This window comes from Paraburkholderia mimosarum LMG 23256 = NBRC 106338, from assembly GCF_000739815.1.
GTDB lineage: Bacteria > Pseudomonadota > Gammaproteobacteria > Burkholderiales > Burkholderiaceae > Paraburkholderia > Paraburkholderia mimosarum.
The window spans coordinates 30,515-49,822 of the sequence record NZ_BBJJ01000008.1 but is presented as its reverse complement, the minus strand read 5'-3'; the positions used below and the strand labels follow the sequence as shown (position 1 = coordinate 49,822).

General features: G+C 64.9%; 20 protein-coding genes. 4 read left to right on the top strand and 16 right to left on the bottom strand.

The window, feature by feature from the left end; translation table 11 throughout:
* Window positions 1-22 precede the first annotated feature (22 nt).
* Entirely contained in the window at window positions 23-1,186 is a 1,164-nt protein-coding gene (gene rlmN, locus BMI01S_RS08885; protein ID WP_028210035.1) for a 23S rRNA (adenine(2503)-C(2))-methyltransferase RlmN, read from the bottom strand.
* Window positions 1,187-1,333: 147 nt separating this feature from the next.
* Window positions 1,334-1,759 carry a nucleoside-diphosphate kinase gene (gene ndk / locus BMI01S_RS08880; protein ID WP_028210036.1) on the bottom strand — a complete coding sequence of 142 codons (426 nt, stop codon included), beginning with the start codon at window positions 1,757-1,759 and terminating at the stop codon, window positions 1,334-1,336.
* A gap of 302 nt (window positions 1,760-2,061) precedes the next feature.
* On the opposite strand from ndk, the gene BMI01S_RS08875 reads away from it, so the two are divergent.
* Window positions 2,062-2,760 carry a Bax inhibitor-1/YccA family protein gene (locus BMI01S_RS08875; RefSeq protein ID WP_028210037.1) on the top strand — a complete coding sequence of 233 codons (699 nt, stop codon included), beginning with the start codon at window positions 2,062-2,064 and terminating at the stop codon, window positions 2,758-2,760.
* Between the two features lie 131 nt (window positions 2,761-2,891).
* On the opposite strand, the gene BMI01S_RS08870 is transcribed toward BMI01S_RS08875, so the two are convergent.
* The 10 genes from BMI01S_RS08870 to BMI01S_RS08825 form a co-directional block, all read right to left on the bottom strand.
* Window positions 2,892-3,665: an MBL fold metallo-hydrolase gene (locus BMI01S_RS08870; RefSeq protein ID WP_028210038.1), complete on the bottom strand. Its 774-nt coding sequence runs from the start codon at window positions 3,663-3,665 to the stop codon at window positions 2,892-2,894.
* A gap of 11 nt (window positions 3,666-3,676) precedes the next feature.
* The gene (bamC, locus tag BMI01S_RS08865) at window positions 3,677-4,816 is read right to left on the bottom strand and encodes an outer membrane protein assembly factor BamC (RefSeq protein ID WP_028210039.1); all 1,140 of its coding nucleotides are present in this window, start codon (window positions 4,814-4,816) and stop codon (window positions 3,677-3,679) included.
* 126 nt (window positions 4,817-4,942) lie between these two features.
* Window positions 4,943-5,848, bottom strand: a complete 906-nt coding sequence (dapA, locus tag BMI01S_RS08860) for a 4-hydroxy-tetrahydrodipicolinate synthase (RefSeq protein WP_028210040.1) — start codon at window positions 5,846-5,848, stop codon at window positions 4,943-4,945.
* A 42-nt stretch (window positions 5,849-5,890) separates the two neighbouring features.
* Entirely contained in the window at window positions 5,891-6,526 is a 636-nt protein-coding gene (locus BMI01S_RS08855) for a class I SAM-dependent methyltransferase (RefSeq protein ID WP_042288947.1), read from the bottom strand.
* The gene (locus BMI01S_RS08850; RefSeq protein WP_028210041.1) at window positions 6,526-7,728 is read right to left on the bottom strand and encodes a tryptophan--tRNA ligase; all 1,203 of its coding nucleotides are present in this window, start codon (window positions 7,726-7,728) and stop codon (window positions 6,526-6,528) included. The genes BMI01S_RS08855 and BMI01S_RS08850 overlap by 1 nt, the downstream gene beginning before the upstream one ends.
* A gap of 4 nt (window positions 7,729-7,732) precedes the next feature.
* Window positions 7,733-8,398 carry a site-2 protease family protein gene (locus BMI01S_RS08845; RefSeq protein WP_028210042.1) on the bottom strand — a complete coding sequence of 222 codons (666 nt, stop codon included), beginning with the start codon at window positions 8,396-8,398 and terminating at the stop codon, window positions 7,733-7,735.
* A 52-nt stretch (window positions 8,399-8,450) separates the two neighbouring features.
* The gene (locus BMI01S_RS08840; protein ID WP_028210043.1) at window positions 8,451-9,089 is read right to left on the bottom strand and encodes an L-threonylcarbamoyladenylate synthase; all 639 of its coding nucleotides are present in this window, start codon (window positions 9,087-9,089) and stop codon (window positions 8,451-8,453) included.
* A gap of 221 nt (window positions 9,090-9,310) precedes the next feature.
* Window positions 9,311-10,141, bottom strand: a complete 831-nt coding sequence (locus BMI01S_RS08835; RefSeq protein ID WP_028210044.1) for a 3',5'-nucleoside bisphosphate phosphatase — start codon at window positions 10,139-10,141, stop codon at window positions 9,311-9,313.
* A 144-nt stretch (window positions 10,142-10,285) separates the two neighbouring features.
* Complete coding sequence (locus BMI01S_RS08830) at window positions 10,286-11,179, bottom strand: alpha/beta fold hydrolase (RefSeq protein WP_028210045.1); 894 nt, start codon at window positions 11,177-11,179, stop codon at window positions 10,286-10,288.
* Between the two features lie 60 nt (window positions 11,180-11,239).
* A complete protein-coding gene (locus tag BMI01S_RS08825) occupies window positions 11,240-12,160 on the bottom strand; it encodes a ferritin-like domain-containing protein (protein WP_081715835.1) in 921 nt (306 codons plus the stop codon).
* Between the two features lie 176 nt (window positions 12,161-12,336).
* Here BMI01S_RS08825 and BMI01S_RS08820 point away from each other — a divergent pair, with 176 nt between their 5' ends.
* The 3 genes from BMI01S_RS08820 to BMI01S_RS08810 all read left to right on the top strand — a co-directional run bounded on the left by BMI01S_RS08820 (window position 12,337) and on the right by BMI01S_RS08810 (window position 14,502).
* Window positions 12,337-12,861, top strand: coding sequence for a gamma carbonic anhydrase family protein (locus BMI01S_RS08820; RefSeq protein WP_028210046.1), 525 nt, complete (start codon window positions 12,337-12,339; stop codon window positions 12,859-12,861).
* Between the two features lie 83 nt (window positions 12,862-12,944).
* Complete coding sequence (gene hslO, locus BMI01S_RS08815; protein WP_028230464.1) at window positions 12,945-13,907, top strand: Hsp33 family molecular chaperone HslO; 963 nt, start codon at window positions 12,945-12,947, stop codon at window positions 13,905-13,907.
* A 178-nt stretch (window positions 13,908-14,085) separates the two neighbouring features.
* A complete protein-coding gene (locus BMI01S_RS08810; protein ID WP_407668954.1) occupies window positions 14,086-14,502 on the top strand; it encodes a hypothetical protein in 417 nt (138 codons plus the stop codon).
* Window positions 14,503-14,603: 101 nt separating this feature from the next.
* On the opposite strand, the gene ftsB is transcribed toward BMI01S_RS08810, so the two are convergent.
* From ftsB to BMI01S_RS08790, 4 genes are all read right to left on the bottom strand, one after another.
* On the bottom strand, window positions 14,604-15,026 hold the full coding sequence (gene ftsB, locus BMI01S_RS08805) for a cell division protein FtsB (RefSeq protein ID WP_028210049.1): 423 nt from the start codon (window positions 15,024-15,026) through the stop codon (window positions 14,604-14,606).
* A 99-nt stretch (window positions 15,027-15,125) separates the two neighbouring features.
* A complete protein-coding gene (eno, locus tag BMI01S_RS08800; RefSeq protein WP_028216897.1) occupies window positions 15,126-16,409 on the bottom strand; it encodes a phosphopyruvate hydratase in 1,284 nt (427 codons plus the stop codon).
* Window positions 16,410-16,765: 356 nt separating this feature from the next.
* Window positions 16,766-17,620, bottom strand: coding sequence for a 3-deoxy-8-phosphooctulonate synthase (gene kdsA, locus BMI01S_RS08795; protein WP_028210051.1), 855 nt, complete (start codon window positions 17,618-17,620; stop codon window positions 16,766-16,768).
* Window positions 17,617-19,278, bottom strand: coding sequence for a CTP synthase (locus BMI01S_RS08790; RefSeq protein WP_028210052.1), 1,662 nt, complete (start codon window positions 19,276-19,278; stop codon window positions 17,617-17,619). The genes kdsA and BMI01S_RS08790 overlap by 4 nt, the downstream gene beginning before the upstream one ends.
* Between the last annotated feature and the right edge of the window lie 30 nt (window positions 19,279-19,308).

Here is a 19,308-nt window from a genome sequence, read left to right as displayed (position 1 = left end):
CGTGGGCCCTCCTCATGCCGGATCAGTGCTGAACCGGCCGCACTTCGATGATCTTGCCCCCTGCCCGGCCCGTCCGTTCAGCAAGGCGCGTACGGTCCTTCACCTCGCCGGCGAGCTGACCGCAGGCCGCGTCGATGTCGTCGCCGCGCGTCTTGCGCACGGTGGTGACGACGCCCGCATCCATCAGGATCTGCGCAAAGCGCTTGATCTGCTCCGGTTTCGAGCGCAGCAGACCCGATTCCGGAAACGGATTGAACGGGATCAAATTGAACTTGCAGGGCACGTCGCGCGTTACGGCGAGCAATTCGCGCGCGTGCTTTTCGGTGTCGTTCACGCCGTCGAGCATGCAGTACTCGAACGTGATGAAATCGCGCGGTGCGACTTCGAGATAACGCTGGCACGCCGCCATCAACTCGCGCAGCGGGTACTTGCGGTTGAGCGGCACGAGTTCGTCGCGCAGCGCGTCGTTCGGCGCGTGCAGTGAAACGGCGAGCGCCACGGGCAAGTCAGCCCCGAGGCGGTCCATCATCGGGACCACGCCCGAGGTGGAGAGCGTGACGCGCCGGCGCGACAGGCCGTAGGCGTTGTCGTCGAGCATCAGACGCATGGCGGGTACCACGGCGTCGTAGTTCAGGAGCGGCTCACCCATGCCCATCATCACGACGTTCGTGATGACGCGCTCGCCCTTGCCATCCCCGCCGGTCGCGCGCCCGCCTGCCTCGCCACGCAGCGAAGCGCGCAAGGCGAATTCCGCCATGCGCAACTGGCCGATGATCTCGGCGGTGGTGAGGTTGCGTGAGAAACCTTGCTTGCCGGTCGAGCAGAACCGGCAGTTGACCGCGCATCCCGCCTGCGATGACACGCACAGCGTGCCGCGATTGTCTTCGGGGATGAACACGGTTTCGACCGCGTTGCCGTTGCCGACGTCCACGAGCCATTTGCGCGTGCCATCGGAGGAAACGTTGTCGCTGATGATGCCGGGCATGCCGATGATGGCGCGCCCTTTCAGCTTCTCGCGCAGCGATTTGGCCAGATCGGTCATGCCGTCGAAGTCGGCGGCGTTGTACTGATGGATCCAGCGCTGAAGCTGTTTGGCGCGAAACGGCTTCTCGCCCAGGCTTTCGCAATATGCGACGAGCCCTTGGGCGTCGAGATCGAGAAGGTTGACGGTGGAACTGCTCGTCATGTCGAATCCTGCCATTTCAGTGCGAGAGCGCGCCCACCGACCGCATTACCCGGGAACCTGCGCACTTGCGCGGCACCCCGAACCGGACGGTGAGCGTCATTGCCGTTCGCGACCCTATGCTACTACTGCAGTCTGCTCGCGCCGTGCTTAGCGCGAGTAGACGTTGACTTGCGGGAAGAAAAACGCGATTTCCACGGCAGCCGTTTCAGCAGCGTCCGAACCGTGCACGGCGTTCGCATCGATGCTGTCGGCGAAGTCGGCGCGGATCGTGCCGGCCTCTGCCTTCTTCGGGTCGGTCGCGCCCATCAGTTCGCGGTTCTTCAGGATGGCGTTCTCGCCTTCCAGCGCCTGAACCATCACCGGACCGGAAACCATGAAGTCCACGAGGTCCTTGAAGAACGGACGCGCTGCGTGAACAGCATAGAACTTCTCTGCGTCAGCGCGCGAGAGGTGAACCATGCGAGCGGCAACGATCTTCAGACCAGCGTTTTCGAAGCGGCTGTAGATCTGGCCGATCACGTTCTTTGCCACTGCGTCCGGCTTGATAATCGACAGGGTGCGTTCGATCGCCATAAAAACTCCAGAAAATTAAGAGGTTACAGATTCAAATGAATCCGCAATTGTAGCATGTTCCCATGTATGATTGCGATTGAACCCTCTTAGCCGATCAAATCCGGGCAAACGGGTGCAGACCTCCGCAACCGCCGCGCTGCCACACGATTCAGAGAGGCTTAAGATTGGTGGCCTACGCTTTGTCACCATAACGGAAACTGTGTGGCAGCCCGTTGAAACTCCGGGTCGGCGCACTTATCTTACGAGGGAGCGGACCGCGCACCTGCGCGCCCTCACTCACGCGTCTCACGCAAGGAGAAAGCATGAACGAGTATCCCTACAACTTCGGCCGCGGCGGCGCCGTCACTTCGGCCGAGACCCGCAACCGCGTACTGCGCAACACCTACTGGCTGCTCGCGCTGTCGATGGTGCCGACGGTGCTCGGCGCGTGGGTGGGCGTCGCGACCGGCTTCTCGCTCTTCGCCGCTACGAGCCCGGCCATGAGCCTGCTCGCATTCTTCGCGATCGCGTTTGGCTTCATGTTCGCCATCGAGCGCACCAAGAACAGCTCGGTGGGCGTGTTCGTGCTGCTCGGCTTCACGTTCTTCATGGGCTTGATGCTCTCGCGCCTGCTGTCGTTCATCCTCGGCTTTTCGAACGGCCCGTCGCTGATCATGCTCGCGTTCGGCGGCACCGGCATCATCTTCGCCACCATGGCCACGGTCGCCACCGTCAGCAAGCGCGACTTTTCGGGGCTCGGCAAGTGGCTATTCATGGGCGTGATCGTGATCCTGCTCGCCGGCGTCGCGAACGTGTTCCTGCAACTGCCCGCGCTGATGCTCACGGTGTCGGTGCTCGCGATCGCGATTTTCTCGGCGTACATGCTGTTCGACGTGCAGCGCGTCGTGAACGGCGGCGAGACGAATTACATCTCGGCCACGCTCGCGATCTACCTGGACCTGTACAACGTGTTCACGAACCTGCTCGCCATCCTCGGGATCTTCGGCGGCAATCGCAACTAAGGCTTAAGTGAGACCTCACGGGGCCGGATCGTTCGATACCGGCTTCCGCGAACACTTCGTCGAACAAAAAGCCCATGACTTTCGTCATGGGCTTTTTTTCGTTTGTTGACCTTCCGCGAACAAGCGGCGGCTCAGAGCGCAATCCAGTCGAAGCCCTCCGCTTGCGAAGCGACCCCGATTTGCGTCAGCGCATTGCCGAGGACCGCCGCGACGGCTGCGCGCGCGAGCACAGGCGTATTGTTCTGCTGGCTCAGATGCGCCGCGATGAGATGCCGCAGCTTCGCGCGATCGAGCCCCGCGAGGATGCCGCCTGCGGCCTCGTTGCTCAGGTGCCCATGCGACCCGCCGATGCGCGCCTTGAGCGACGCGGGATAGCGGCTCGTCGCGAGCATCTCGAGATCGTGATTGCATTCGAGCACGAGCGCATCGCAACCGCCGAGCACATTGCCGATGTGCGGCGTCGATTCGCCCACGTCGGTGAGCACGCCAAGCCGGCAAGCACCGTCGCTGAACACGAACTGCAGGGGCTCGCGCGCATCGTGCGGCACCGTGTAAGGCAACACGGCGAGTTCCCCGATTTCGACGGTCTCGTCGCCCCACAACACATTTAGATCGACATCGGCGTCGTCGGCGCCCACGGCCTGCGCCGTGCCCCAGCTCATGTACAGGGGAATCGACCAGCGGCGCGCCAGTGTGAGCGCGCTGCCAATATGGTCGCTGTGTTCGTGGGTAACGAGAATCGCGGTGAGGGAGTCGGCGGCCAGCCCCGCGCGCGCGAGGCGCCGCTCGACTTCCTTCGCTGAGAATCCGCAGTCGAGCAGCACGCGCGTGGGCGTCGCGCCGCCGCCTGCTTCTACGACCAGTGCGTTGCCCTCGCTGCCGCTGCCGAGGCTCGCAAATCGCATATCAGCGCACGTCAGTTCAGCTGCGCGTGCAGGGCGGAGACGATCCGTTGCGCGTCGGACGAGGTGTCGATGCGGCCGTTCTGGTCCACCACGGCAACCTGGGTCGAATTGCCAGTCGCCCGCACCGCGACGAGGAATTCCGGACCCTGATCCTTCGCAGCCTTCTTCGGATTGTAGAAGAGCTTGCCGAGCAGACCGTCGCCCTTGAGTTCCTGCATCGAGTCCGCGTAACGCACGTAGTAGAGGCCCTTCTCGCGGTCGCGGTTGTCGACCGTGAAGTTCGTGCGGTCGAGCGCGAGACCCACGCGCAACCACGCGGTGTCGAACGCCTCGGGCAGATCGAGCGTCGTGCCGTCGGGACCCGCGGCGACCTTTACAGGCGCCGTAGCAGGACGCGCGTCGGTCAGCAGTTGTTTCGACTGGGCGTCGGTCAGACCGAACTTCTGCATGATCTTCGAGAGGAACGCCGCTTCGAGTGCCGGATCGCGCGGGCGCTCAACCCACTTGGACCCGGTCTTGTCCTGCCCCGTCAGCACTTCTTCCATCGCGTTATGCGTGATGGAAATATCGGTTTGACCGTCCGCGCCGCGCGAAACCAGCACGCGGAAGCGATCGCGCGTGCCCGACGAGTACGCGAAATCGATCACGCGTCCAATCGTACGACGGAACCAATCGTCCGGAATATTGGCGCGGTTTTCGGCCCAGTCGGTCGTCATGATGCCCGTCGACGGCGAGTCGGTGGTCAGCGTAAAGCCGTTTTCGGTCCAGAATTCCTGCAACTGGGGCCAGACATCGTCAGGCGTGCGGCCGTCCACCACGAGCCAGCGGCGGTTGCCGTCGCGCTCGACGTGCATGCCGAACGGGTCCTGCGAGTTCGGCACGCCGAGCGTGGCGTTGCCGGCCGGCGTGACCGTGCGCTGCGCTGCGCCACCGAGCGTGACCGTGGGCGGCGGCGCGACGTACTTCTGGTCGCTCGGCGCCGACGAAAGGTCGTGCGGCACGTTCAGCGGCGGAGCAGTCGGCGTGTCCTTGTAATTGACGCGATCCGACGCGAACATGTCGTTCAGCGATTCGCAACCTGCGAGCGAGCCGAGGGCAACTGCCAGCACCGCCATGCGCGTTGCGTGGAGGGAAAAAGCGGAACGTTTCATGTGGACCTTCGTGATACGGGAACGCTGAGCCTTGCTCTGCCAGATCGTCCGTTGATGATCTGCCAGTGATTGGGCGGCTGGGCCGTGGCGGCGTCGGTTGAAAAAACGGCGACTGCGCTGAACGGATCAGCGAGCCAGACCGGCCTCGCGCAACGCGGCGCGCACCACGTCGTGGTAGCGCGCGTCGAGCGGCGTGAGCGGCAGACGGATGCCGCCTTCGATGCGGCCGAGTTCCTGCAGCGCCCACTTCACGGGAATCGGATTCGATTCGATGAACAGGTTCTTGTGCAGCGACAGCAACTTCATATGAATCGCGCGAGCGGTCTTTGCGTCGCCTGCGAGCGCGGCCTTGCACAGGTCGCTCATCTGGCGCGGCGCGACGTTCGCGGTCACCGAAATATTGCCGTGGCCGCCGAGCAGCATCAGCGCGATCGCCGTGGGGTCGTCGCCGCTGAAAATCTTGAAGCCGGCCGGCGCGTGCTTGATGAGATGCGCGGCGCGGTCGATGTTGCCCGTCGCTTCCTTCACCGCCACGATGCCCGGCACTTCGGCCAGACGCAGGATGGTCTCGTTCGCCATGTCCGCGACCGTACGGCCCGGCACGTTGTACAGAATGACCGGCAGGTCCACCGATTCCGCGATCTTCGCGAAATGGCGGTACATGCCTTCCTGGGTCGGCTTGTTGTAATAGGGCACGACCTGGAGCGACGCATGCGCGCCGACTTCCTTCGCATGCTTCGTGAGTTCGATCGCCTCGGCGGTGGAATTGCCGCCGGCGCCCGCGATGATCGGCATGCGGCCCGCAGCGTGCTCGACCGCCGTCCTGATCATCAGGATGTGTTCTTCGACGTTCAGCGTGGCGGACTCCCCGCTCGTACCGACGACGACGAGGGCATCCGTCCCCTCTTCCACATGCCAGTCGATCAGTTTGCGGAATGCCGGCAGGTCGAGACTGCCGTCCTCATGCATGGGGGTGACGATCGCGGGAATGCTGCCTTGCAGCGTAATGCCGTCCTGAGTGCCGTTAGCCATGAAACGTCAGAAATGAGTCGGTTAAACCGCGATTGTAGCGGATTAGCCGGTCAGATCGTATCGCGCTACGGGTAGTACCTGGTTCTCAGGCACATTACCGGCGCTTTCGGGGGACAGTGAGGTCGATTTTTCGCGTACGGCGCAGATGCGCTGAATATACGCTTCGCGCGGCTGGGAGAGAAACCCGTCCTGGTAGGCGATGACGCGCAAGGACGGCGTAAAGCTGGCGAGCAGTTCGCCGGGAGCGAGCAGGAACGCGGGGTTCGACGGCTTGCCGACGGTCTCGTTGCCTTGCGCGAAGGTCTCGTAGAGGAGGACGCCGCCCGGCGCCAGCGCGTCGATGAGACGCGGCATGAGCGGCCGGTGCAGGTAGTTGGTGACGACCACGCCGGCAAAGCGAGCGTCGTGAGGGAGCGGCCAGGGTGCGCCTTCGAGGTCGCAGACCAACGTCTCGACGCCTGCCGCGTCTTGCAGCGTAGCGAGCGCCGCGGCGTCGCGATCGAGTGCCGTGACCGGATGGCCCCGGCCGGCGAGCCAGCGCGCGTGCCGGCCCGAGCCCGCGGCGACGTCGAGTACCGCGCCGCCCGATGCGATCAGATGCGCCCAGCGGCGCACCCAGCGCGAGGGCTCGGCGAGCCCAGCGTGTGGCAGCGAACCGCCGGCAGCTTCACAAGCCATCAGCTGTATGAGAGGCCCATGGCCTCGCGCACGTCGCGCATCGTCTCGTTGGCGAACTTGCGCGCCTTGTCGCAGCCGTCCGCGACAATCGCACGCAGCAGCGAAGGATCGTCCATGTACTTCTGCGCGCGCTCGAGCATGGGCTGCTGCTCGCGCAGGATGCCCTCGATCACCGGCTGCTTGCACTCCAGACAGCCGATACCGGCCGAACGGCAGCCCTTCTGCACCCAGTCGTGCGTCGCTTCGTCCGTGTAGACCTGGTGCAGCTGCCACACCGGGCATTTGTCCGGATCGCCCGGATCGGTGCGGCGCACGCGCGCCGGGTCGGTCGGCATGGTGCGGACCTTCTTCGTGATCGACTCCGCGTCTTCGCGCAGGCCGATGGTGTTGCCGTACGACTTCGACATCTTCTGGCCGTCGAGGCCCGGCATGCGCGAGGCCTCGGTCAGCAGCACCTGCGGCTCCGGCAGGATGATCTTGCGCGAGCCTTCGAGATAGCCGAAAAGGCGCTCGCGATCGTTCATCGAGAGGCTTTGCGACTCCGAGAGCATTGCACGGGCCTGTTCGAGCGCTTCTTCATTGCCTTCCTGCTGGTAGGCATTGCGCAGCTCGTGATAGAGCTTCGAGCGCTTGCCGCCCAGCTTCTTCGCGGCTTCGTTGGCCTTTTCCTCGAAGCCCGGCTCACGGCCGTACATGTAGTTGAAGCGGCGCGCCATTTCGCGCGCCATCTCGACGTGCGGCACCTGGTCCTCGCCCACCGGCACGAGCGACGCGCGGTACAGCAGGATGTCGGCGGCCATCAGCACCGGATAGCCGAGGAAGCCGTAAGTGCCGAGATCCTTGTCGCGCAGCTTCTCGATCTGCTCCTTGTAGGTCGGCACGCGTTCCAGCCACGATAGCGGCGTGCTCATGCCGAGCAGGAGCGCCAGTTCGGCGTGCTCGGGCACGCGGCTCTGGATGAAGAGCGTTGCCTGGTTCGGGTCGATGCCCGAAGCGAGCCAGTCGATCAGCACGTCCCAGACGTTCTTCTCGATGACCTCCGGCGTTTCGTAGTGCGTGGTGAGCGCATGCCAGTCGACCACGCAGAAGAAGCACGGGTACTCGGACTGCAGGCGCACCCAGTTTTTCAGCACGCCGTGATAGTGGCCGAGGTGCAGCGACCCGGTGGGCCGCATGCCGGAGAAGATACGGTCTGGGAACATGATGTTATGAAAAGAGCGACACAAGAGGGGTAAGGATGGCCGTGACCGCGTCGTAACCGAGACTCACGAGGGGGCGCAGCCAGAATCGCGTGAAGATGCCACTCACGAGCAACCCCATCACGATGATGAAACCATAGGGCTCGATACGGGCGAGCGCAATGCTCGCGCGCGTGGGCAGGAGCGCCCCGAGCACGCGGCCGCCGTCGAGCGGCGGCAGCGGAAAGAGGTTCAGCACGCCGAGCACGAGGTTCACGCCCACGCCGGCGGCGGCCATGCGCGTGAAGAACGGCTCGTCCACAGTGAGCACCGCCAGCGCCACGCCGAACACGCCCCACACGATGGCCTGCACGAAGTTGCACAGCGGCCCGGCCGCTGCGACCCACAGCGTGCCCCAGCGCGGATTGCGCAGGTTGCTGAAGGCGATGGGCACCGGCTTTGCGTAGCCGAACACGAACGCGCCATTCGTCAGGAAATACAGCACGAGCGGCATGGCGATGGTGCCGATCGGGTCGATGTGGCGCATCGGGTTGAACGACACGCGGCCGAGCACGTAGGCGGTGTTGTCGCCGAGCATGCGCGCGACGTAGCCATGCGCGGCTTCGTGCAGCGTGATCGCGAAGATGACCGGCAAGGCGTAGACGACGATCGTCTGAATCAGGTTGGCTTCCATGGCGGGCTATTGTATCAATGCGTCACTGCGCGCTGGCCGCGATTCATGCCGCTCATGTCTCTTCCTCCTCGATGCCGAACGGCGCCAGCGCGCCCCGCCCCGGCCGCACGAGCACCGGCTCTTCCCCGGTGAGGTCGATGACGGTGGAGGGTTCGCACGGACACGCCCCGCCGTCTATCACGAGATCGAGCTGCTTTTCGAGGCGCTCACGAATCTCCTCGGGATCGTTCAGGGGCTCGGTGTCGGGCGGCAGGATCAGCGTGGAGGCGAGCAGCGGCTCGCCGAGCGCTTCGAGGATCGCGAGCGGAATCGGGTGGCCCGGCACGCGCAGTCCGATGGTCTTGCGCGACGGATGAGAAAGGCGCCGCGGCACCTCCTTGGTCGCCACCAGCACGAACACATACGGGCCCGGCGTCACCGACTTGATGAGCCGGTACTGGCGGTTATCCACCATGGCGAAGTTCGCGAGTTCGGACAAATCTCGCACCATTAGCGAGAGCAGCGCCTTTTCGTCGAGGCCGCGGATGCGGCGCAGGCGCTCCGCTGCATGCTTGTCGTCGATACGCGCGGCAAGCGCGTAGCTCGAATCCGTGGGCAGCGCGATCACCCCACCGTCGCGGATGATCTCGGCCGCTTGCTTGACGAGGCGCGGCTGTGGATTTTCTGGATGAAGCCGAAAAAACTGGGACATGGCAGTAGTCAGCTAACGATAGACGAACGGGTGACGACGGAAAAGACCGGCCTTACGCGCAAGACAGCAAGAGTCAAGCAAGAACCGGCGGCGGCCGGGCACTGCGATGGATGGCTAAGCGGCCGCAAACCAGGTTCTGCCCGTTGAAACGCCTTGCGGCGGGCTGCCCGGCGGCAGGAGTGGCAAGGGGTCGAGGTTGTGGGCCGCGCGCCGTGCGCGGCCTAAAGCCATCGCTCCCAGACAGGCTTGAGATCGGAAGGAAGCGGCGGCAGCATGCCCGGCGCGATCGAGTCGTCCCCGGGAGCATGGAAATCCGAGCCGCGTGACGCCTCGAAACCAAAGCGCCTCGCGACCGCCGCATATTCGGCGTACTGGTCGGGCGTGTGGCTGCCCGTCACGACTTCGATCGCCTTGCCGCCCAGATCGATGAACTCGCCAAAGAGCGTGTCGAATTCGAGCTGCGTGTAGGCGTAGCGGCCAGGGTGGGCGATGATCGCCTCGCCGCCCGCGGCCTTGATCCACGATACGGCGTCGGCAAGCTTCGCCCAGCGGTGCGCAATGTAGCCGGGCTTGCCATCGCCGAGCCAGCGCGAAAACGCGTCCTGGGTGTTCTGTGCGCGGCCGCTTTCCACGAGAAAGCGCGCGAAATGCGTGCGCGAGATCAAATCGGGATTCGAAACATACCGGAGCGCGCCGGGGTAAGCGCCCTGAATGCCCAGCTCCGCGAGCCGCTCGCCCATCGCCTCCGCACGCGCCGCGCGGCCGTCACGCGTACGCGCAAGCCCCTCGACGAGCGCGGTGCACTCCGGATCCACATGCAGGCCGACGATGTGCACGGTACGCGACGCCCAGGTGACCGAAATCTCGACGCCGTTCAAATAGCGCATGCCGAGCGCCTCGGCCGTCTCGCGGGCTTCACGCTGACCGCCGAGCACGTCATGATCGGTCAGCGCCCACAGCGTCACGCCACCCGCCTTCGCCAGCCGCGCGACAGCAGCCGGGGCCAGTTGGCCGTCGGAGACAGTGGAGTGACAGTGGAGGTCGGCGTTCATTGCAGGCGGCAGAAGGATGAGCGCCTATTTTACTGCAATGCAGTGAAGTCGTCGGGCGGCCGCCGGAGCGCGGCGGGCGGGCGAAAGGGCACCCGGGCGAACCGTCGGTTGACCGCTCGTTTGGGCGCCCGACGCACCTCGCACTCAGGCGCAGAACGCCTCGATCAGGCGTGCGACTTCTTCCGGCTGATCGTGGTGCACCATGTGCCCCGCCCCGTCGACGATACGCTCGCGCCAGTCGGGAAACGCCTCGAAGCGTTTCTTGAATACGTCGATGGGCAGCGCGCCCGCGAGCCGCGCGAGCGTCTCGGACCCGGCCGCTTCGACGTGCAACACTTTCGCGCTCACCTTCGACCAGATCGCCATCACCTCGTCGAGCTGGTACAGCAGCGGCCCGCGCATCTTGTGCGCCGGATCGCCGAGCAGCTCGTAGCCGCCCTCGCCGTCCGGCTTCGACCAGTGCTCGGCGAGAAAACGCGCGCGTGGCGCGATCAGGCGGGGATTCGTCTTCACGAGCCGCGCGGCCACGGCGTCGAGCGACGCGTACGCGCGCAGTTGCGGCGGCGTGCGCACCGCGTCGAGCCACTCGCGCATCCGGCCGGGCGCCTGAGCCGGCGACGGAGCCGGCAGGCCGAAACCCTCGAGATCGACCACGCGCCGCACGCGCTCGGGCCGCACGCCCGCATACAGACAAACGATGTTGGCGCCCAGGCTGTGCCCGACGAGATCCACCTGGCCATTCGGCGCATAGTGCTCGAGCAGCGCGTCGAGATCGGCAAGGTAATCGGGGAACCAGTAGTTGCTGCCGCGGCCCTGTGCGACTGGCCAGTCCGACAGGCCGAAGCCGCGCAGGTCGGGCGCGATCACCTGCCAGTCGCCGCCGCGCGCACCCAGCGCGTCGACGACGAACTGGAATGACGCCGCCACATCCATCCACCCGTGCAGCATGAAGAGCATGGGTGCGTCCTCAGCGCCCCAGCGGCGCACATGCAGCCGGATGCCATTGACATCGACGAACTCGGATTGTGAGGGACTCATCTGCGCCGCCAGAAAAAGAATGATCGTTCGATTATATAAGCGCTCGGCAAGCCGCGTGGATCATTCGTTCGAGCGAGGCTCCGACGACTTCTGCGTGACGACGTGTTCGGCGGCGTCCTGGGCCGCGAGTGCATCGAGTTCGTCTTCGTCGAAGCCTGCCGAGCGGCGCGCCTCGAAGTTGAAGGGCCCGCGCATGCGTGGCGCCTGGTACTGCGCGGCTAGTGCGAGCCATGTCGCGTGGGGATCGAGGCCGCGCGCCCCGCACAGGTGGCGGAACCAGTGGTTGCCGATACGGACATGCCCTACTTCGTCGCGCAGGATGATGTCGAGGATCGCGGCCGATTCGATGTCGCCGGCCTGTTGCAGGCGTGCGCGAATGGGCGGTGAGGCGTCGAGGCCGCGCGCCTCCAGCACGCGCGGCACGAGCGCCATGCGGGCGAGCACGTCCGCGCTCGTGCGCTCGCACATCTCCCACAGGCCGTTGTGCGCGGGGAAGTCGCCGTAAGCATGGCCATGGTCGGCGAGTCGCGCTTGCAGCAGCGAGAAGTGATACGCCTCCTCGGCGGCGACCTTGAGCCAGTCGGCGTAGAACGCGTCGGGCATAGCGGCGAAGCGCCAGACCGCGTCGAGCGCGAGATTGATCGCGTTGAATTCGATGTGGGCCAACGCATGCAGCAGCACCACACGGCCCTGCGGCGTGCTCATGCTGCGGCGCCGCAGTTCGCGCGGTTCGACGAGTGGCGGCAGGGACGGGCGACCCGGCAGAGCCTCCGGCGTCGGGATGACGCGTTGGGGCTCCCACCGGACCTCACCGGCACTAGCCTGGGTTCGCGCGTGCAGCAGGCGCACCGCGCCGGCCTTGGCGATCGGGTCGCGCTCGCACAGAGCGTCGAGCGCGGCGAGGCGCCAGCCGGCAGGCTCGGCGCAGGAAGGCGCTTGATCGTCAGCCCTTGCGGGGGCGACTGCGAAAACGGAATTCATCGGCGAAGGAAACAGGAGCGAAAACGAGGGCGAAATTGCCTGGCGCAAACGGCGCGAAGCGAGGCGTTCGCGCAACCGTTTACAATACGCGATTAACCTGCCCCGCGCCGCGGCCCCCGCTGCACGGCAACAGCAGGCCGGCAGCAGCCCCCGAAATTCACAGGAGACTCGACATCGTGGCCATCTACAAGCTAGGCGACGCCGCGCCGACCATTCACGAAAGCGTGTTCGTCGCGGACAACGCGACTGTCATCGGCAAGGTCGAACTGGCCGAAGACTCGAGCGTCTGGTTCGGCGCCACGCTGCGCGGCGACAACGAGCCGATCACGGTCGGCTCGCGCAGCAACGTGCAGGAAGGCGCGGTGCTGCACACGGACCCCGGCTACCCGCTCACACTCGAAGCGAACGTGACGGTCGGCCATCAGGCCATGCTGCACGGCTGCACGGTCAAGGAAGGCGCGCTGATCGGCATTCAGGCCGTGGTCTTGAATGGTGCGGTGATCGGCCGCAACTGTCTGGTTGGCGCGGGTGCGGTGGTCACGGAAGGCAAGGTGTTCCCCGACAACTCGCTGATTCTCGGCGCGCCGGCCAAAGTGGTGCGCGAGCTTACCGAAGCCGACATTGCCGGCCTCAAGCGCAACGCCGATGTCTACGCGCAGCGTCGTGAATATTTCAAGGCTCAGCTCGTGCGCATCGGCTGACCGGGCTGGGACGGCCGAGAGCCGCATGCTCTCGCCGTGCGCGACGCGGCCGTGCGGCCCCGATTGAAACGAAGGAAAAGATTGTGAACGACCAGTTGCAGAAATTCATGTTCAGCGCCGCTCCGGTGCGCGGTGAGATCGTCTCGTTGAGCAGTTCGTGGCAGGAAGTGCTCAAGCGCCGCCAGTATCCGGCGCCGGTGCGCACCGTGCTCGGCGAGATGATGGCGGCGTGCGCCCTGCTTTCGGCGAATCTCAAGTTCGAAGGCACGCTGATCATGCAGATCTTCGGCGACGGCCCGGTGAAGATGCTGGTCGTGCAGTGCGGGTCGGATCTGGCGATGCGCGCCACCGCGCGTCTCGGCGAAGATTTCACGGGCGCAAACGCCCTGCCGCTCGCCGACGAACTCACGTTCGCCGACCTCGTGAATCCGGACGGCCAGGGCCGCTGCGTGATCACGCTCGATCCCGCGAAGAAGCAGCCGGGCCAGCAGCCCTACCAGGGCATCGTGCCGCTGAACGGCGAAGACGGTCCGCTCAAGTCGATCGCCTCCGTGCTCGAGCATTACATGCATCACTCGGAGCAGCTCGACACGCGGCTGTGGCTGGCCGCCAACGACGAGCGCGCAGTCGGCATGCTGCTGCAGAAGCTGCCCGGCGACGGCGGCATCGTGCCGCACCAGGGCGAGCATGACCTCGATACCTGGGAGCGCGTCTGCACGCTCGGCGGGACGCTCGAGCGCGACGAAATGCTCAAGGAGGACGGCGAGACGCTGTTCCGCCGCCTCTTCTGGCAGGAGAACGTGCGCCACTTCGAGCCGCTCGCACCGCGCTTCCAGTGCTCGTGCTCGCGTGAGAAGGTGGGCGCGATGCTCAAGATGCTGGGCCGCGAGGAAGTCGATAGCGTGGTCGAGGAGCGGGGTCACGTCGAGATCCATTGCGACTACTGCAATCAGCGCTATGAGTTCGACCCCGTGGACGTCGCGCAACTTTTCGCGGTAACCGGGCTCTCGGAAAGCGTGAGCCCCGCAGCTGAGCGTCGCCACTGAGGGTATACCGGCGAGGGCGTACCGGCCGCCTCGCCATGGCCGGGGCGCCCACGCGGCCCGACAGGCGTTGTGCTGCCGCCATGCGCGGCAGCGCATCCACTACCTCAGGGAATCGAGTCGAACGCTGACCCACTCGCCGTCCGGGCATTGCTTAGGCGTCCGACAGATGGAGGGAAGCATGATCAATAGCAAACGCTTCGCGCGTCCGTTGCGCGACCGTGCGCCGCGCGTGAACGCCCTGGCCGCGCTCACGATGTTCGGCGTTGCCGTGACCGCCGTTACGCTCACGAGCGGCTGCACGATGGATCCTCCCGGACCTTCGCCCATCTTTAGTCGACTGCCCGCTGACCAGTCGGGCGTGGTCACGACGGCGCCGGCGCTCACGCCCGACGAACGGGCACGCTACGACGCGATCGACCGCCAGGTGCTCGCGGAGCAGGACCAGGCAATGGCCGCCGAGGCGGCCGCGCAAGCGTGGTCGCGTGCCTACGCGCCGCCAGTCACGGTGTTTGGGGGCTATTCCAGCGGCGGATGGGGCAGTAGCTGGGGCACGGGTATTGGCTACGGTTATCCTGGCTGGGGTTGGGGCTGGTAGCCACGCCGCGTCACGCGAAGCGCTATCCAACGCAAAAGGCGCGGATCGATGCCGCGCCTTTTGTTTTCCAGTACGCCGTCGGCTCTGCGCTCGCGCACCGTTTACCCTGCCTTCTTCGCTTCCTTCGTGTGTCCGTGCTTCTTCTCAGGCACGCGTGAAACGGGGTTCGGCACCACCCTCACCGGCGCCGCCGACATCTGACCGCGCGTCGAGGTATTCGACGAACCGCTCGGCGTTGCCGGCGGCGTCTGGTTCGGCGAGACGAACTGCACGAAGACCTCGCTGTCCTTCACCATGCCCATCTCGTAGCGCGCGCGCTCCTCGACGGCTGCCGTGCCGTTCTGCAGATCCTGCACTTCGCCCGCAATGCGTTCATTGCGCAGTTTCTCGTCGTCGTTCTGCTTTTGCTGCTGCGTGAGTTGCTGCTCCAGTTCGTGGACACGCAGCCAGCCACCATGGCCCCACCACAGCGGATACTGAATCAGCACGAGCAGGATGATCAGAACGACAGTGACAAGCCGCATGAAAGGTGCCGGATAAATACACGCCGCCCTGCGCTAAACGCAGGGCGGCGGATAGATGACGAAGGGTGACAGCAAGGCCGCTGCCGGCGCAGGTTCCGCTTAGCGGAGGTTATAGAACGCCGACTTGCCCGGGTAGCTGGCGATATCACCGAGATCTTCCTCGATGCGCAGCAGCTGGTTGTACTTCGAGATGCGGTCGCTGCGCGAGAGCGAGCCCGTCTTGATCTGGCCAGCATTGAGGCCGACGGCGATATCCGCGATCGTCGAGTCTTCGGTTTCGCCCGAGCGGTGCGAGATCACGGCCGTGTAACCGGCGCGCTTGGCCATCTCGATTGCCGCGAAGGTTTCCGTCAGCGTGCCGATCTGGTTGATCTTGATGAGGATCGAGTTGGCGATGCCCTTCTCGATACCTTCCTTGAGGATGCGCGTGTTGGTGACGAACAGGTCGTCGCCCACGAGCTGGACCTTCTTGCCGAGCTTGTCGGTCAGGAGCTTCCAGCCGGCCCAGTCGGACTCGTGCATGCCGTCTTCGATCGAAACGATCGGGAACTTGTCGGCAAGCGTTGCGAGGTAGTCGGCGAATTCGGCCGACGACAGTTGCAGGCCTTCGCCCGCGAGCTGGTACTTGCCGTCGTGATAGAACTCGCTGGCTGCGCAGTCGAGCGCGAGCAGGACGTCTTCACCGGCGCGATAGCCGGCCTTCTCGATGGCTTGCAGGATGGTCGAGAGGCATTCGTCGTTGCTGCCGAAGTTCGGTGCGAAGCCGCCTTCGTCGCCCACTGCCGTGCTCATGCCGCGATCCGAGAGGATCTTCTTGAGCGCGTGGAACACTTCCGCGCCGCAACGCAGCGCTTCGCGGAAGGTCGGCTGGCTCACCGGCACGATCATGAACTCCTGAATGTCGAGGCTGTTGTTCGCGTGCGCGCCGCCATTGACGATGTTCATCATCGGCACCGGCAGTTGCATTGCGCCCGAGCCGCCGAAGTAGCGGTACAGCGGCAGGCCGGCTTCTTCAGCGGCGGCCTTCGCGACGGCCATCGAAACGGCCAGCATGGCGTTCGCGCCCAGACGCGACTTGTTGTCCGTGCCGTCGAGTTCGAGCAGGGTCTTGTCGAGGAACGCTTGTTCCGACGCGTCGAGGCCCATGATCGCCTCGGAGATTTCGGTGTTGATGTGCTCGACGGCCTTGAGTACGCCCTTGCCGTTGTAGCGGCCGGCTTCGCCGTCGCGCAGTTCGATCGCTTCGCGCGAGCCCGTCGATGCGCCCGACGGCACCGCTGCGCGGCCCATCGTGCCCGATTCGAGCAGCACGTCGCATTCGACGGTGGGATTGCCGCGCGAATCCAGAATCTCGCGACCGATGATATCTACGATTGCACTCATGGTTTCCTCAGGAAATGACAGTAATTCTTGCGCGTACCTGCGCCGCCTGCTGCATTTGCCCCCGAGGCACAGTTTCTATGCTCGTTCGGGGCACACCGTCACATGGGACAGGCGGCGCGATCGCCAGGTTCAACTTGCCGCAGCGCGATGGTCATGTTCGCATGCCCGATCGGCTGCCACGCTGCCTTGTACATCGAACGCGGCGCGCTCGCCCCACCGCGTACAGCATGATGGCGTTTGGCGACATCTGCTGTGCGCACGGGCCTGCGCCGCGCTGCTCCTCCATCGCGCCGCTCATGCAATCGAAGCGGCGCGCAACTGCTTCACTACGCGTACTGCGCGGGACCTGCTTGCGCTCAGTTGAAGTCGCTTTCGAGGAACGGCGTGCGCTTGACCGCCTGGTCGAGCGTCACGAGCGTTTCCAGCAGCTCGGCCATGCGGTTCAGCGGCACGGCATTCGGGCCATCCGACTTCGCCTGTGCGGGGTTCGGGTGCGTTTCCATGAAAAGACCCGCCACACCCGTGGCCACGGCTGCGCGCGCGAGCACCGGCACGAATTCGCGCTGACCGCCCGAGCTCGTACCCTGGCCGCCCGGCAGCTGCACCGAGTGGGTCACGTCCATCACGACCGGTGCGCCGGTCTCGCGCATGATCGCGAGCGAGCGCATGTCCGAGACGAGGTTGTTGTAACCGAACGAAACACCGCGCTCGCAGGCGAGGAAGCGGTCTTCGGAAAGACCCGCTTCGCGCGCGGCATCGCGCGCCTTGTCGATCACGTTCTTCATGTCGTGCGGCGCGAGAAACTGGCCTTTCTTGATATTGACCGGTTTGCCCGAGCGTGCGCACGCGTGGATGAAGTCGGTCTGGCGGCACAGGAACGCCGGTGTCTGCAGGACGTCCACGACCGAGGCGACCGGCCCGATCTCCTCTTCCGTGTGCACGTCGGTCAGCACGGGCAGGCCGAGCTGGCGCTTCACTTCGGAGAGGATGCGCAGACCCTCGTCCATCCCGAGGCCGCGAAACGACTTGCCGCTCGAACGATTGGCCTTGTCGTAGGACGACTTGTAGATGAACGGAATGCCGAGCTTCGACGTGATTTCCTTCAGGCGGCCCGCGGTGTCGATCGTCATCTGTTCAGATTCGACGACACAGGTGCCCGCGATCAGGAAGAACGGCTTGGTGAGGCCAACTTCGAAACCGCACAGATTCATGCTTTCTCCTCGGCGCGCGCCTGCTGGTGCGCGACCGCTGCTTCGACATACGCCTTGAAGAGCGGATGGCCGTCGCGCGGCGTGGACGTGAATTCCGGATGGAACTGGACGCCGACGAACCACGGGTGCATATCGCGCGGCAGCTCCATCATCTCGGGCAGGTCCTCGGTAGGCGTACGGGCGCTGATGATAAGGCCGCCGGCTTCGAGCTTGGGCACGTAGCCGTTATTGACTTCATAACGATGGCGATGGCGCTCGTTGACGTCCTTGCCATAGATCTCTGCCGCGAGGGTGCCCGGCTTGATCGGGCAGCGCTGCGAGCCCAGGCGCATCGTGCCGCCGAGGTCCGAGTCTTCGGAACGCTTCTCGACCTTGCCTTCGCGGTCGGCCCATTCGGTGATGAGCGCGACGACGCGGTCCGGCGTGTCCGGATCGAATTCCGTGCTGTTCGCGTGCTTCAGGCCCACCACGTCGCGCGCGAATTCGATCACGGCGAGCTGCATGCCGAGGCAGATGCCGAGGTACGGCACCTTCGCTTCGCGGGCGTACTGGATCGCCTTGATCTTGCCTTCGGTGCCGCGACGGCCGAAACCGCCCGGCACGAGAATCGCGTCGAGATGCTTGAGGCTCTCGACACCTTCTTCGTCGATCTGCTCGGAATCGATGTACTCGATGTTGACCTTCGCCGAGGTCTTGATCGACGCGTGGCGCAGCGCCTCGATGAGCGACTTGTACGATTCGGTGAGGTCGACGTACTTGCCGACCATGCCGATCGTGACTTCGTGCTTCGGATGCTCGAGCTTCTCGACCATCTCCGCCCAGATCGACAGATCGGCGGGCTTGGCGGAAAGCTTCAGTTCGTCGCAGACGATCGAGTCGAGGCCCTGGTCGTGCAGCATCTGCGGAATCTTGTAGATGCTGTCGGCGTCCCACACCGAGATCACGGCGTCTTCCGGGACGTTCGAGAACATCGAGATCTTCGCGCGCTCGTCGTCGGGAATACGGCGGTCGGCGCGGCACAGCAGCACGTTCGGATAGATACCGATTTCGCGCAGCTTCTGCACGCTATGCTGCGTGGGCTTGGTCTTGAGCTCACCCGCCGTGGCGATGAACGGCACGAGCGTGAGGTGCACGAAGCACGCGCTGTTGCGGCCGAGGCGCAGGCTCATCTGACGCGCGGCTTCGAGGAACGGCAGCGATTCGATGTCGCCCACCGTGCCGCCGACTTCGACGATCGCGACATCCGGCTCCCCGCACGTCGCCGATGCGGCGCCGCGCTCGATGAACGCCTGGATCTCATTGGTGATGTGCGGAATGACCTGCACGGTCTTGCCCAGATAATCGCCGCGGCGCTCCTTGCGGATCACCGATTCGTAGATCTGGCCCGTCGTGAAGTTGTTGGCCTTGCGCATCTTCGTGGTGATGAAGCGCTCATAGTGGCCGAGGTCGAGGTCGGTTTCCGCTCCGTCTTCCGTCACGAACACTTCGCCGTGCTGAAACGGGCTCATCGTGCCGGGGTCGACGTTGATGTAGGGATCGAGTTTGAGGAGGGTGACTTTCAGACCGCGCGATTCGAGGATCGCGGCGAGGGAGGCGGCGGCAATACCCTTGCCAAGGGAGGAAACTACGCCGCCGGTGACGAAAACATATTTGGTCATCGCTGGATGCTCGCGGGAAAAACGGATTAT